The 13,990-nt window shown below is 55.5% G+C and carries 17 protein-coding genes; 8 read left to right on the forward strand and 9 right to left on the reverse strand.

All coding sequences use genetic code 11. From position 1 onward, the window contains the following. Window positions 1-51: 51 nt before the first annotated feature. The 4 genes from ACXAF0_RS18250 (at window position 52) to ACXAF0_RS18265 (ending at window position 2,737) form a co-directional block, all read left to right on the forward strand. Window positions 52-528: a Fur family transcriptional regulator gene (locus ACXAF0_RS18250; RefSeq protein ID WP_475347254.1), complete on the forward strand. Its 477-nt coding sequence runs from the start codon at window positions 52-54 to the stop codon at window positions 526-528. Further along, window positions 509-1,333, forward strand: a complete 825-nt coding sequence (gene znuC / locus ACXAF0_RS18255; RefSeq protein ID WP_475347255.1) for a zinc ABC transporter ATP-binding protein ZnuC — start codon at window positions 509-511, stop codon at window positions 1,331-1,333. The genes ACXAF0_RS18250 and znuC overlap by 20 nt, the downstream gene beginning before the upstream one ends. Next, window positions 1,333-2,142 carry a metal ABC transporter permease gene (locus tag ACXAF0_RS18260; RefSeq protein WP_475347256.1) on the forward strand — a complete coding sequence of 270 codons (810 nt, stop codon included), beginning with the start codon at window positions 1,333-1,335 and terminating at the stop codon, window positions 2,140-2,142. The genes znuC and ACXAF0_RS18260 overlap by 1 nt, the downstream gene beginning before the upstream one ends. 109 nt (window positions 2,143-2,251) lie before the next feature. Continuing rightward, the gene (locus ACXAF0_RS18265; protein WP_475347257.1) at window positions 2,252-2,737 is read left to right on the forward strand and encodes a DUF3429 domain-containing protein; all 486 of its coding nucleotides are present in this window, start codon (window positions 2,252-2,254) and stop codon (window positions 2,735-2,737) included. Between the two features lie 79 nt (window positions 2,738-2,816). Here the strand turns inward: ACXAF0_RS18265 and metC are convergent, their stop codons facing one another. Then, window positions 2,817-4,001: a cystathionine beta-lyase gene (gene metC, locus ACXAF0_RS18270; protein ID WP_475347258.1), complete on the reverse strand. Its 1,185-nt coding sequence runs from the start codon at window positions 3,999-4,001 to the stop codon at window positions 2,817-2,819. Window positions 4,002-4,169: 168 nt separating this feature from the next. Here metC and ACXAF0_RS18275 point away from each other — a divergent pair, with 168 nt between their 5' ends. Continuing rightward, complete coding sequence (locus ACXAF0_RS18275) at window positions 4,170-5,126, forward strand: threonine ammonia-lyase (RefSeq protein ID WP_475347259.1); 957 nt, start codon at window positions 4,170-4,172, stop codon at window positions 5,124-5,126. Between the two features lie 158 nt (window positions 5,127-5,284). Here the strand turns inward: ACXAF0_RS18275 and rpmF are convergent, their stop codons facing one another. The 6 genes from rpmF to ACXAF0_RS18305 all read right to left on the reverse strand — a co-directional run bounded on the left by rpmF (window position 5,285) and on the right by ACXAF0_RS18305 (window position 8,820). Then, entirely contained in the window at window positions 5,285-5,464 is a 180-nt protein-coding gene (gene rpmF, locus ACXAF0_RS18280; protein WP_062951864.1) for a 50S ribosomal protein L32, read from the reverse strand. A gap of 41 nt (window positions 5,465-5,505) precedes the next feature. After that, complete coding sequence (locus ACXAF0_RS18285; protein ID WP_475347260.1) at window positions 5,506-6,192, reverse strand: GNAT family N-acetyltransferase; 687 nt, start codon at window positions 6,190-6,192, stop codon at window positions 5,506-5,508. Beyond that, the gene (locus tag ACXAF0_RS18290) at window positions 6,189-6,707 is read right to left on the reverse strand and encodes a GNAT family N-acetyltransferase (protein WP_475347261.1); all 519 of its coding nucleotides are present in this window, start codon (window positions 6,705-6,707) and stop codon (window positions 6,189-6,191) included. The genes ACXAF0_RS18285 and ACXAF0_RS18290 overlap by 4 nt, the downstream gene beginning before the upstream one ends. A gap of 41 nt (window positions 6,708-6,748) precedes the next feature. Then, window positions 6,749-7,606: a 3-mercaptopyruvate sulfurtransferase gene (sseA, locus tag ACXAF0_RS18295; protein WP_475347262.1), complete on the reverse strand. Its 858-nt coding sequence runs from the start codon at window positions 7,604-7,606 to the stop codon at window positions 6,749-6,751. Between the two features lie 149 nt (window positions 7,607-7,755). Further along, window positions 7,756-8,094, reverse strand: coding sequence for a hypothetical protein (locus tag ACXAF0_RS18300; RefSeq protein ID WP_475347263.1), 339 nt, complete (start codon window positions 8,092-8,094; stop codon window positions 7,756-7,758). 15 nt (window positions 8,095-8,109) lie between these two features. Continuing rightward, window positions 8,110-8,820, reverse strand: a complete 711-nt coding sequence (locus tag ACXAF0_RS18305; protein ID WP_475347264.1) for an alanyl-tRNA editing protein — start codon at window positions 8,818-8,820, stop codon at window positions 8,110-8,112. 258 nt (window positions 8,821-9,078) lie between these two features. Between ACXAF0_RS18305 and ACXAF0_RS18310 the strand changes: the two genes are divergently transcribed. The 3 genes from ACXAF0_RS18310 to ACXAF0_RS18320 all read left to right on the forward strand — a co-directional run bounded on the left by ACXAF0_RS18310 (window position 9,079) and on the right by ACXAF0_RS18320 (window position 10,929). After that, a complete protein-coding gene (locus tag ACXAF0_RS18310; protein WP_475347265.1) occupies window positions 9,079-9,738 on the forward strand; it encodes a hypothetical protein in 660 nt (219 codons plus the stop codon). Window positions 9,739-9,824: 86 nt separating this feature from the next. After that, entirely contained in the window at window positions 9,825-10,352 is a 528-nt protein-coding gene (locus ACXAF0_RS18315; protein WP_475347266.1) for a hypothetical protein, read from the forward strand. 298 nt (window positions 10,353-10,650) lie between these two features. After that, entirely contained in the window at window positions 10,651-10,929 is a 279-nt protein-coding gene (locus tag ACXAF0_RS18320) for a tyrosyl-tRNA synthetase (RefSeq protein WP_475347267.1), read from the forward strand. 48 nt (window positions 10,930-10,977) lie between these two features. Here ACXAF0_RS18320 and ACXAF0_RS18325 read toward each other — a convergent pair whose 3' ends face one another. Further along, the gene (locus ACXAF0_RS18325; RefSeq protein ID WP_475347268.1) at window positions 10,978-12,141 is read right to left on the reverse strand and encodes a PA0069 family radical SAM protein; all 1,164 of its coding nucleotides are present in this window, start codon (window positions 12,139-12,141) and stop codon (window positions 10,978-10,980) included. Between the two features lie 71 nt (window positions 12,142-12,212). After that, window positions 12,213-13,853, reverse strand: coding sequence for an inverse autotransporter beta domain-containing protein (locus ACXAF0_RS18330; protein ID WP_475347269.1), 1,641 nt, complete (start codon window positions 13,851-13,853; stop codon window positions 12,213-12,215). Window positions 13,854-13,990 lie beyond the last annotated feature (137 nt).

A 13,990-nucleotide genomic window follows, 5' to 3' on the forward strand; every position in this document is an offset into this window, starting at 1 on the left:
TGCAGCCTAAACTGCCGAAATCAGATGGCCGTCATTGCGAGATATTCAGCTATGACCGATCTTTTCCCGAAAAAGGGCCACGATCACGACAGATGTGTGCATAGCGCACTTGCGCAGGCAGAGAAAGTCTGTGACAGCGAAAATGCCCGCTTTACCGATATGCGCCGCAAGGTCTTTACCCTGATCTGGCAATCGCACAAGGCGGTGACGGCCTATGAGCTACTCGATGCGCTGACCGCCGAAGGGCAACGGGTTCAGCCACCGACCGTTTATCGTGCGCTGGAATTCTTGACTGAGCTTGGTCTGGTGCACCGCATTGAGTCGCTTAATGCCTATTTCGGCTGTGACCGGCCCGATTGCGAACATCTCGGCCAGTATTTCATCTGCACCGATTGCGGCCGCGTGGCCGAGGCAGTGAACGAGGATATGAGCAACGCCGTGCGTAAGGCGGCGCGCAGTGTCGGCTTTACCATTCAGGCGACCACGGTCGAGATCAAGGGGCTGTGCCATGACTGCGCCACTCATTGAAGGCCGTGATCTGACCCTGTCCTTTGGCAATGAGCGGGTTTTGGATCAGGTCTCGCTTGCTATTCATCCGGGCGAGATCATCACCCTGATCGGGCCGAATGGCGCGGGTAAATCAACACTGGTCAAAACGCTTCTGGGCTTGCAGAAAGCTGACAGCGGCGAGGTTATGCGCAAGCGCGGGCTATCGATTGGCTATGTGCCGCAAAAACTTGCGATTGATCAGGTTCTGCCGATGACTGTGAAGCGGTTTCTGACCCTGACCCGTTCGGCAAGCAAGGCCGAATGCGAAGCTGTTCTGGGCCAGGTCGGGGCAGGGCATGTGATGGACGCGCAAATGAGCCAGCTTTCCGGTGGCGAGACGCAGCGTGTGATGCTGGCCCGTACCCTTTTGTTGCGCCCGGACCTGCTGGTGCTTGATGAGCCGACGCAGGGTGTGGATGTCTCCGGCCAGGCGGAGCTGTATCGTCTGATTGATGATATCCGCCGTGAACTTGATTGTGCGGTGCTGATGATTTCGCACGATCTGCATCTGGTGATGGCCAAGACCGATCAGGTGGTGTGTTTCAATCGCCATGTCTGTTGCCATGGACAACCCGAAACCGTGCGCCAGCATCCGGAATACCGATCCCTGTTCGGTTCGCGCGAGGCGGATGCAATTGGTATCTATCATCATCGGCATGATCACGAACACGATTTGTCGGGGCATGTTGTTGGCGGATGCGGCCATGATCGTGCGCATGAACACAGCCACGATCACGCCCATGCCCCCGACACAACCGCAAAAGAAGCGGCAGGAACGAATTAATGTTGGATGATTTCCTTTTCCGTGCCGTTTTGGGCGGTGTTTTGCTCGCGATCGTGTGCGGGCCGTTCGGCGCCTTTATTGTCTGGCGGCGTATGGCATTCTTTGGTGACATGCTGGCGCATACGGCCCTTTTGGGGGTGACGCTTGGCCTTCTGATCGGGTTGGACATCCGGATTGGCATGATTGTCACCTGTCTTGTGGCAGCGCTGCTTCTTGCCTTTGGGCAGCGCCAGTCAAAGATTGGCAATGACACAGTGCTTGGCATGCTGGCCCATTCAACGCTTGCGCTGGGTGTTGTGGCACTGACCTTTGTCGACGGGGTTGCCATTGACCTGACGGCCTATCTGTTTGGCGATATTCTGGCGGTCAACACCACGGACATTTTGCTTTTGGCTATCGGCGGCACGTTCGCACTTGGTGTCCTGACCTGGATGTGGCGCCCGTTGCTCGCACTGACGGTCAGCCCGGAAATTGCCGCAGCTGAAAGCATCCCGGTCGAACGGTTGCGTTTGATCTTCATGCTGCTGATGGCGCTTGTGATCGGCATGGCGATCAAGATTGTCGGTGTGCTTCTGATTACCGCGCTTTTGATCATCCCGGCAGCCAGTGCGCGCTTCTTTGCCCGCACGCCCGAGCAAATGGCGATCGGGGCTGCTTTCTTTGGGGTGGCATCTGTGCTGGCAGGGATCAGCATGTCCTGGCACTTCGATACGCCAGCCGGGCCAAGCATTGTCATTTCCACAGCGGCGATCTTTATCCTGTCTGCGGGTGTTGCGCCTTTGGTGCGGAAACTTGTCTCCCAAAGTTAATAGCTGAGCTTGGGCGCTTCGTGCAGTGATCAGGTCCCCTGACATTTCCGTAAAGCAGGAAACTGTTTTCGGAAAGGGGCGTGTTGTGGTTGGAAAAACAGAGTCTCAGATGAGTTCAGATGAGGTGGCTACCGGAAAGCGTGGGTTTTTCGCCGGTGTCCCGGTGGCGGCCTTGTGGCTTGGTTTGGGCGGCGCCATCCCGTTTGTCGGGTTATCGGGCGCGAGCCTGTTTGTTTCTGGCGCCCATCAGTCGCTTGCCCATTTCATTCTGTTGGCCTATGGGGCGGTAATCCTTTCTTTCCTTGGTGGAATACGCTGGGGCCGTGCACTTGCGCCGGACTTTGAGGATGGGCAGGGGATTGGCGATGGATACTGGCAGTCCCTTGGCATCAGCGTGATCCCGTCTCTCGTCGGATGGCTTTCACTTCTGGTCCCGATCACTGTCGGCTTGCCCGTTTTGGCGGCGAGCTTTGCCGTGATGCTGTTGCTTGACCTGCGCGCGGTCAAAGGCCGCTATTTCCCAATATGGTACGCCAACCTCCGCGTGGCATTGACCGCGCTTGTGGTGCTGTCGTTGCTTTTGGCGTGGCTGTGATAAACCCATAGACACCGTATGAAAAATGGCGCCGCATATTCGGCGCCATTTTTTTGTTCCAAGCTGATTTCTTAAGTCCTCAGAGCGTTTTCAGGCGCTCGAACCCGGCTTCCAGGTCGGCGATCAGGTCATCTGCATCTTCAAGTCCGATATGCAGGCGGATCAGTTGGCCGTCTTCCTCCCATTTGGTAGCGGTGCGGATTTTGGTCGGGTCGGATGGCAGGATCAGGCTTTCAAAGCCGCCCCAGCTAAAGCCCATGCCAAACAGCTCCATATGATCGACCATATTGGCGAGCTGGGCCTTTTCGACCGGTTCCATGACAAAGGAAAACAGGCCACACGCACCCGAGAAATCGCGTTTCCAGATGGCATGGCCCGGATCATCGGGCAGCCCCGGATGCAGGACGCGTTTGACTTCCGGGCGGGTTTGCAGCCATTGCGCGACCTTAAGCCCGCTTTCGTGGTGCTGTTTAAGGCGCACGGCAAGGGTGCGCAGGCCACGCTGTGCGAGGTAGCAATCATCTGGCCCAACCGCATCGCCGGAAATCAGGACCTGCTTTTTGATGGTCAGAAGATCTTCCTCGCTCGCTGTCGTGATCGTGCCCAGCATCACATCGGAATGGCCGACAATGTATTTGGTGCCAGCCTGAACCGAGACATCAACACCGAGTTCAAACGGGCGGCACAGGATCGGCGATGCCCAGGTATTATCAAGCAGGACCTTGACGTCGCGCGCATGCGCCGCCTTGGCAATGGCCGGGATGTCCTGCATTTCAAAGGTCAGCGATCCCGGGCTTTCACACCAGACAAGGGCGGTGTTGTCACGGATCAGGCCTGCAATGTCGCCGCCAATCGCCGGATCATAGTATTCCGTCTCGACCCCGAACTTCTTGAGGAAGGTATTGCACAGGTTGCGAGTCGGGAAATAGGTGCTGTCGGTGATCAGGATATGATCGCCCGGCTTTACAAAGGCGAGGATCGCATTGGTGATGGCCGAGACGCCCGATGAAACGCAAAGCGTCCCAAAGCCGCCTTCAAGTTCGGCAACGGCTTCTTCAAGCAGGAAGCGCGTCGGCGTGCCATGGCGGCCATAGGTGACCTTGCCAGGGGCCGACGCACCGGCCTTTTCAAGTTCTGCCAGGCTGTCAAACAGGATGGTCGAGGCATGCAGGACCGGCGGGTTGACCACGCCGTGATACTGGCTGGAACGGCGGCCGGCATGGACCAGTTTGGTTTCGGTATGTTTGGGGCTTTGCGATGACATGTCTGGCGGTACTCCTTGGGCGCGACGTCTTGTGCTTCAAAGACAAACCACCTTGGCGGCAGGCATTCAAGGCTTTTTGCGACAAAGCCATTGTTAAACCCGGTTATCAGGTTATTTCTTACGGGCGATAACCGCGAACCAATACCAAGAAAACATCAAGGGGGCCTTGTGATCGATCTTCAGGATTTTCGTAACGCACGTCGTGCCATTTCCGATCATGTCCGTCAGACGCCGGTTTTTACGGCCAGCAATTTTGGCGACAAGTCGGCATTTGCCGCCCGTGATCGCATTCCCGAAATGTTCCTTAAACTTGAAAACATGCAGGTCAGTGGATCGTTCAAGGCACGTGGGGCAATGAATGCGGCACTGGCGCTCGAGCCCGAGCAACGCGCATCCGGGCTTTGTACCGCATCGGGTGGCAATCACGGCATGGGCGTGATCCATGCTGCGCGCACCCTTGCTGTGCCGGTAAAAATCTTTCTGCCGACCAACACACCAAAGCCCAAGGTCAAAAAGCTGCGCGATCAGGGTGTTGATGTCGCTTTGATCGGGGCGGTCTGGGATGACGCCAATCGGGCGGCGATGGAGCACGCACGAGAAAGCGGCATGGCCTATATCCATCCGTTTGCCGATCCCAAGGTGATCGCGGGGCAGGGCACCATTGCGCTGGAGCTTTTGGAGCAGCAACCCGACCTTGATACACTGGTTGTCGCGATCGGCGGCGGTGGACTGGTGGCCGGTGTGGCGACAGCAGCCCGTCTGTTACGCCCTTCAATCCGCGTGATCGGTGTGGAGCCGACCGGGGCGCCAACCCTGTTTGAAAGCCTTAAGGCGAACGAAGTTGTCACCTTGCCCAGTGTGAATACGGCGGCCACCAGTCTGGCACCGCGTCAGTCATCCGCACTCAATGTCGATCTGATTGCCAAGAATGTCGATCGCATTGCACTTGTCAGTGACGAGGAAATGCAAAAGGCCGCCAAATGGCTTTGGAAAGAGTTTGGTCTGTCGGTTGAGCTGTCGGCAGCAGCCGGCATTGCAGCGGTCATGAATGACCGTTTAGGTGATGAGGCCTCAGGGCGGGTTGGTGTGATCGTGTGCGGGACCGGCGCGGATGGATTTGAATAAGCCCAGCGCCAGGCGGGGGGAAATAACAGCGATAAATAAAAAGGGATGAAACCAAACGGTTTCATCCCTTTTTAAACCAGACGCCAGTCCAATAGGACTGGCGCGGAAATATATAGCGTCGCAAACCGCCAAAGAGCAAAAAGCTCTCCGGTGCGGAATTACATCTTCGGCTCGACCACCTGACGACCACGGTACATACCGGTGTTCAGGTCAATGTGGTGCGGGCGATGCAGTTCGCCGGTCTCTTTGTCTTCGCGGTACGAGCCCTTGGCGAGCTTGTCATGCGAGCGACGCATGCCCTGACGGGACTTGGTCACTTTTTTCTTTGGCACTGCCATGGGTCATCATCCTCTGGCTTGGGTAAACTCAGGCGCGCTTGTTACCGTGCGCGGTCGGGAAAGTCAACGATCAAAGTGTCGGAATCTGCATTATTTGCATTTTCACTGTCACTTTTACGTTCGGGCGCATCGCTTGCAGGATGACCATCATGATCAACATGATGATCAATGTGCGGGATCAGCCCGGTATCACGCGGATCGTCAACAATATCGGTTCGCTGGTCGTATATCGCAAAACCTGCCTTTTGATAAGCCCCAAGTGCACTTGGATGATCAAGCGTGCAGGTATTGACCGTCAGACGGGCGGGCTTGAAGCTCCAGGCGGTATCAATCGCCCAATCCAGCAGATATTTGCCATAGCCCTTGCCGATGAATTCCGGCATCAGGCCCATATAATGCAGGTCAATGACGTTATCGGTTTCAAGATCTGACAGATCAAGCTCGGCAAAGCCGGCCGGGACACCGGCAACATAGAGCACATAAACATGTGTTTCAGGCTTGGCCAGGACCGGTGCCAGTTCTTCGTCACTCATCAGGCGGCGTTGCCACCACAGCCACGGTTCGCCGACCGTATTATAAAGGTAGCGATAAAACGACAGGGTCGGTTCTTCGGCACGGATGATCGCGACCTTGCCCGGCGGGACGATGGCCGGCGCGCGATCAGGCGGGCTTTGCATTTCAAGGAAGCTGACAACAACTTCCAGCTTGCGCGGATTGGATGGGGTCATTGGACTAAACTCTTGCGCATTATTTTGTTTTGGGGCGAATCAGGTTGATCCTGATCGGTGACGCTTCCAATAAAGTCATAGCCGAGTTTGGCGTAAAAATCACCCGCTGCAGCATTTTCAATGGTAACCCGGATCTCACTGAGCCCTGAAAGGCGCAGGATATCTTCGGCCAATGCCACTAGTTCGCTGCCAATGCCGGACCCTTGGGCGTGTTCGGCAATGGCGAGATAATGAATCCAGCCAAAAACAGTGTCATGGCCGGTCATCATGGTGGCAAAGATTTGTTGATCACCCGGCATGCGGGCGACGATCAGGCTGCCATTATCGGCCGAAATGCAGTTTTCGATATCCTGCCTGGCATCGCGAATGGCGGGGATCAGGTCGGTTGCGATCCAAAGCCGGGTGATTGCGGCGATATCTTCGGCTGTGGGTGCCTTAAGCTGCTCAAGGTTGATGCCCGCGCCATCGGCGGTTTGATTGGCCAGTTCCTGACCAAAAGGGGATGGGGCAGGCATCGGGTTTTTCATATCAAGTATCTTGCGCGATCAGACCGGGCTTAGGCCGGGCCGGTATCAACCGGGCTGTCTTCGGTGGTGGCCCATTCCGCCCAGGAGCCGTCATAGACCGCGACCTGTTTGTAGCCGGAAATATAAGCGCCCATGGCAAGAACGCACGCGGTCACGCCAGAGCCGCAGCTCGCGACCACCGGTTTGCTAAGGTCCACACCGGCCTCATCAAATGCCGCCTTGATCTCGGCGGCGGACTTGAAGGTGCCATCAGCGTTCAGAAGTTCGGTAAAGGGCAGGTTATAGGCGCCCGGAACGTGGCCCGATTTGCCCCAGGGGTCATCGACCTCACCGCGGAAACGTTCGCCTGCGCGGGCATCGACCAGTTGTTCGCGCCTGGTTTTGACGTTCGAGAGAACCTGATCAAATTCGCGCAGCAGGAAGCTGTTGGCGCGCGCGGTGAAGTGGCGTTCGCGCGGCGGGGTCGGCGCATCGGTCACCGGGCGTCCCTCGGCAAGCCATTTCGGCAGGCCACCATCAAGCACAACCACATCGTGATGACCAAAATGACGCAGCATCCACCATGCGCGACACGCAGCAAGGGCGGAGCCCTGCTGGCCGTAAACCACCACACGCACACCATCACCAAGGCCGAGCTTGCGGACCTTGGCGGAAAACTTGATTGCATCTGGCATCATATGCGGCAGCGGCGCGCTATCGTCGGCGGCGATGTCATCGATATCAAAGAAAACCGCGCCCGGAATATGTTCTGCGTCATAGAAGTCACGGGCATTCTTGTTTTCGGCTGGCATGTACCAGCTGGCATCGACGACGCGCACGTCCGGTGCATCAAGGTGATCCGCAAGCCACTCTGTGGAAACAAGGGCGTCGGAAAGTGGGTTGGTCATGGACAAGCTCCGATTGGCAATGGTGGGTATTGCAAGATTCCGGTTGGCTCCGGGATCATTTTAAATTGGTCCTGAGTTTCAGTCTAAATTTGTAACGGCATAGCTTGAAGCAGGCAACTGATCGGATGAAACCTGCTGGGTGCAACTCTCTAACCTGTAACGTCATTTCTGGTGATTATGATCTTTGTTTGCAGAGGCGTTCCAGCCTCCATGTTCCAGTGATTGTTATAGATAGCGCGGAGTAACGGTTCTTTTAAAAGCTGGTAGGTCGCCTCGTCGGGTTGCTTCGCCAATAGACGCTCTAATGATAGTTCGCATAGTGCATTCGGACTAACTACCACTAGAACCGTTGTTTGTTTGTGGTCTGTCTGGAGTGCATCAGTGCTGCCAAAGCCCAAATTCGGGTCCATGACGTCAAACTCAAGAAGCAAGCCTTCTTCTGGTGAAATGCCTCTGAAGTGTGTAAATTCTAGTGATGGTTGTTCCATGCAAACGGTCCTACTCTAGTCGGCGAAGACGACATTGATCCGGCGGTTCTGGCGGCCCTTCTTTTCGATCTTGGATACCGCGACCTTGCCGATTTCGCCGGTTTTACGCACATGCGTGCCGCCGCACGGTTGGAAATCAATGCCTTCGATGGTCACGGTCCGGATCGAATGGCCGTCCATCGGCGGCTGTACGGACATGGTGCGCACCAGTTCAGGATTGGCTTTAAGCTCTGCGACCGTAATTTCACCGTCATAGACATCGGCATTGCGCGCGATCAGCTCGTTAAGCTTTTCGGTGATCTCATCCTTATCCAGCGTCGCATCGGGCAGGTTGAAATCAAGGCGCGCCTTGTGCGCGGCAATGTTGCCGCCAGTCACATCGCCCTCAATCACGGCGCAAAGAAGGTGCAGGCAGGTGTGAAAACGCATCAGCTTGTGACGGTTGTCCCAATCAAGCTCGGCCGTGACGGCGTCACCGGCTGCTGGCAGGGGATGGTCATCGGCAATGATATGCAGGATGCGTCCGGTTTCGCGGTCCTTGACTGTGGTCGCGACCGGCAAGGCCGTGCCATCGGCAAGTGTTAGTGTGCCGATATCGCCCGACTGTCCGCCGGCCGTGGCATAGAACACCGTCTGATCAAGCTCGATGCCGCGATCTGAAATGCTGGTGACAGTGGCCGTGCAATTCTGTGCATAGGCGTCTTCACGAAACAAAAGACGTGTCATGTTTCTCTCTTCCTTCCCGTGTGGTGACGTTCTTGATTTCTCCGACCATTGCGCGAATGCCTTGATGGGGGCTGGCATGTGTGCAGGGGCCGGTTTGTTTGGTTCATGGTGCGGCGGGTGCCAGGCCGTTGTCGAGGACAAAGTTGCTGGTGTCCTTCAAGTTGGAATGTATGAAATTATACAGAAATATTAGATTTATGTTGAAATAGATACGAAGTGTATGGTATCGGTGCCGTGTAATTCAGGAGTACAGCAGCCGTGCCAGCCGTTATTCATGTCAAACTTTCCGGTGAGGGGGATTTCGGACCGGTGGATCTCGAATGTGCGATCCCGCCGGCGCGTTTACCTGTGGTGATGGCCGCCCTGTTCGGGCAGGCGCCCGCAGGGGCAGGTATGATGACGGGTGCAATACAGAGTGCTGCGCAAGGCCATTCTGGTGGAGGACGTGGTGCCGAACGTGCTGATCCTTCCGTGCAGGCACATGATGGTGCCGGGCGGTTGGGAGATGACGGTATTGCTGATGGTGCGGGCGGTGAGCCTATGATGGGTGCGGGGCAGTCTGTATCGGATAATGCCAGTGGGACTGTGCTTTCGGACGCCGTCGATCCTGGCATGTTTATCACCGGATTTGTTGGCAGTTTTGGCGATCTGGTAGCGCGTTTGCAGCCGCGGGGGTTTGCCGAGACGATTTTGCTGGCGGCGATCTGGCTGCAATATCGCGATGGCAGAAGTTTTGTCACGCGCGGGGATGTGCGCCGTTTGTTGCGTCGTCAGGATCATCTGCGGATGCCGCGTAATTTCAGTCGCGATTTCCATGCTGCGGTGGCGCGGGGCTATCTGGAAGAGGTCGAAAACGAAGACGGATATACCGTCGCAAGCGATGGCTTCCAGTGGTTTCGTGAGGAGTGTAGAAAATAATACAAATAGTCGAAAAAGATATTGACGAAATGTATGATTGTTGTATCTTTTTTGCAGGGACAAACAAAACGGGTGGGACCAGTATCATGAGCGAGTGGGAAGTCAGAAGCAGCTGTCGGGTGTGGCGCGGGCGTTATGTCATCCGGGGGGATGTTGACCGTATCGCCAATGACATCGTCGAACTTCAACAAAACCGTTTTCCGGGGCTTGAGACCGACAAGGTGTCGCTTCGGGTCGTGACAATGGCCGTGATGTCGGTTCTGGCCGATGAATGCTACGAAGATGGTGTTACCGCAGCCGAGCTTTCCTTCCTTCTGACCACCTGCCTTGGCATGCCGATTTCACCGACCCGGATTGAACGCGAAATGGAAGGTCTTTCGGGGCTTGTCTGGGCCGGGGAATGGGGTGGTGAAACCCTTTATGTCATGGAAAAACGTGGTCTGCGCTTCTTTGAAAGTGCGCGCGCCAGAGCGCTTTCGGAAGATGGCAATGTGACTGCCAAGGACCGCGAAGGTGTCGCTGCCAGCGAGGCACAGGAAGCGATTGATGCCATGATTGATCCGGCTATTATCAGCGAACCGGCCGCCCATGCACGTTATCGCGTGGTCAGCTAAGCTATTTCGCTGATCGGCTCAGATATTGAACTGTGATCGCACCCGCCGGTTTTCTGGCGGGTGTTTTGCTTTGTTAGGGCGGGTGTAACAAGCGGCTTGACCAAACCAAAAAAGCGCCATATGCATAAAAGCATGGAAAACATTGTTACACATCAGAACGCCTATTTTACGTCGTGCACATAGCGCGGCGCCTGTTGATGTTTGTAAAATAAACCAAGACCGGCTGCCCCAGGGCGGCCTTTGTTTTTTCCATGAACCGGTTTGCCCGAGGTGGCTTCACCAACAAGGAAACCGGAAAATGACCCATATCTCTATTGCCGATCGCATGCCGACACTTGATTTCACGCCCGATGCCCTGAAAGACGGGATCGGTGTGGTGCCGCTTATTCTGATGGCGGGATTTGCTGATACCAGTATGGCCGCAAGTGAACTTGTGGCAAGCGGTGCCGTCAGGATCGAAGGCAGGCCGATCACCGATCCAGATCACCATATCCTGAGCTACGCCTTTGATGATGGCGAAGTGCTGCGCCTTACGGTTGGTGGTCAAAGCACGATGCTGATCCGGCGTGCAGATTGATTGCCATGACATATCAGTCGAGGGTATCGCGCGATGTTGCAGGTTTTATCAGAACAGCGACATTTGCCCGTTCGCGCTGGGGCGTTTGAAACCGCTGCAATCAAGGTTGAGCGATCTGTTGACCAAGTCATGCTTTTTGCGCGCAGTCTCGAAACGTTTGGCGATCAGATCGGCAATCGGACCGGTGCCGCGCATGCGGGTGCCAAATTCCGATTGATAGGTTTGACCATCGCGCATCTGTCGGATCAGCGACATTACCTTGGATTTGCGGTCCGGGTAATGGGCTTCAAGCCATTCTTCGAACAGGTCGGCGATTTCAAGCGGCAGTCGCAGGACGATGTGACTGATGGATTGCGCCCCGGCTTCCTTGCAGGCGGCGACGATCTTTTCGATTTCCATGTCGTTGAGACCGGGGATGATCGGCGCACACAGGACGGTGACAGGGATGTCGGCATCTGAAAGCTTTCGGATCGCCTCAAGCCTTCGATGCGGCGCAGAGGCCCGTGGTTCAAGAAGGTTTGACAGTCGATGATCAAGGCTTGTGACCGAAACGGCAACAGATGCCCGGTTTTGGGCCGCCATCGGCGCAATCAGGTCGATGTCACGGGTGACCAGCGCGCTTTTGGTGATCAGCGAAAAGGGATGCTGACAGTCTGACAGGACTTCGATGATGGATCGCGTCAGTTGCTTGTCGCGGTCAACCGGCTGATAGGGATCGGTACTTGTGCCAATCACAATCGGGGCCGGTTGATAGGCCTTTGACGACAGCTGCTTGCGCAAAAGCCGGGCGGCTTCCGGCTTCCAGAACAATCTGGTTTCAAAATCAAGACCGGGGGACAGGCCCAGATAGGCATGGGTCGGGCGGGCAAAGCAATAGACACAGCCATGCTCACAGCCGCGATAGGGGTTGATGGATCGATCAAACGGGACATCGGGGCTTTGATTGCGGGTGATGAGAGAACGCGCACCATCAATGCCGAGCGTCGTTTTGGTGCGCGGTGTATCCAAATCGTCCATCAGGTTTGATATCCAGCCATCATCGACAGCTTGATGAATATGCCTTTCAAACCGACCATCAACATTGGACACGGCACCGCGCCCCTTTTGTCCGCGGGCGGGCAAGATGCTCGAATCACATCCTGCGTTTGACCATCCATCATCAAAAATGGCGGGAGGGGTTGGATCGGGTGTCTGTGCAATGTTGTTCTTCATGCGGACACAATAATGAACAAAAGAAGAACATTCAAGTCGTAGGCGATGGCATAAATTTGCGAGGTATCAGCTCAGGGGCAATTGGTGCCGCTTGTCGTGATTGTTCCTGTAACGGTGCCAAGGCTGCCACCGATGTAACACGTCGTGATGTTGGACGTATTACCTGAACCAGACAGGTTGGATATATTTACGCTTCCAGCGAGCAAAATGTAACGTTTGGTGGCGGCCGTCCCTGTTGTGGAAATCATGTTGTCGTTGACGCTGATGTTTGAGTTGGTGCCACGGATCGCCAGGAAATGAGAAGTGCTACCATTGGCAATTATGGATATGTCATTATTTTCAATTGTAATATTTTCACCGTCTTCGATATCAAAAGTGGATGCGGTTGAGCTGCTGACGGTCGTTGTCAGTTTGTTGTCGCGAATTGTGACATTCTTCTTGTTGGCGATTCTCACGATGGCTGAGCTTGATGACCGGGTAAGGTTTGCCGTCACACCAATCAGGCTGCTGTTATCGGCCATGTCAAAGAAGCGGCTGGCGCCACTGCCACCGCCGCTGTTACCCGGGCCCGAGATTGATGAATCAGGAATGGTGACCGTAACCGAACGCCCTGTCGGTGTTTTGATGTCGAGTGCCCCGCCGCCGACAATTGTTTGCCCATTCTGAACAGTGGTGATGGAACTGACATTTGTGTAGTTCCCGCTCAGCACGACGGTGGAATTGGCGCCTGCATTGGCGATGGCGGTGGCAAAATCGCCCGCCGACGTTGAATTGCTGTTTAACAGCGTGATCGTTTCGCCGTCCGCTGTTTGGGTGATTGCGCTTGCTTTAGAGAACTGTCCGGCCTGACTGACCACGTCAATGTCGCGGATGATCGGATCGGTCATGCGTCGTTCCATCGCTGTCAGGCGTGGTTTCGGGGCATCGCCAAAACCTTGCAAGGGGATACGAAGGCGGAAGCTGGCAAACCCTTGAGTGCCACGTGGACTATCATGCTGGATTTCAGCCCCTAGCGAGAAGCGCGATCCTTCCCATAAAAAAGGAACTTCATCAAAGGTCAGGTCCAGTCGCCCACGCGGACCCTGTACCGTATCAACACCGTCTTCCGTAAAGCGATAACCACCGGCATAGGCACGGAGTTGCTGTCCGGCATCAGCCTCAAATAACGGAATGCGCCAACCAATCTCCCCGTCAAAGCCGCGTAATGCGCGTTCTTCACCTTGATTGTACATCAAGGTGGTGCCGCTCACATCAACAGTACTCAGACTGTCTTCCATGTATTGTGTCGTGCCAATCGGGACATAGGCATTGGCGCGAAAATCCCAATCAAGCGACAGGGCTTCTGCGCCGAAGGTCAATTGGTTGAATTTGTTGCCATAGGGGCTGTGGCGCCGGTCAAAATACCCATAGCCGCCAATGTTCCATCCCGTATCAAGCATTTGACGAATGCCCAGCCCGAAATTTCCTTCGTGGCTGTTATTGTCATCCATCCGGGCGCGAAGGCTGGTGAAGGTCAATGTGTCCTCATCCTGCCAAAGCGGAATGAAAAGATCGGTTTCGCCAAGGTTGCGATCCGTGCCGCCTTTGCCTTCAAGGTCAATATGGGAACCCCATTTCGGTCCCGTAAGCGGCGTTTCGGCGTTACCAAGCGTGGAGACAAGTAGGAAGGGGGCGCAAAGGGCGATGGAACGGATGGATCGGGTAACGTGCATGTTTAACCTAGTCAGCAGGGCTCACATTGCGCCTGCGGGTGCAGGCACATTGCCAAGACTTCAGAAGAATTTGCTCGTGGGGAGTTTCGTGCCCCGTCGTCGCATGGCTTTTGCCATATTGACTTTTATTGCAGCGA

Source organism: Thalassospira sp. ABD4_177 (assembly GCF_056160125.1).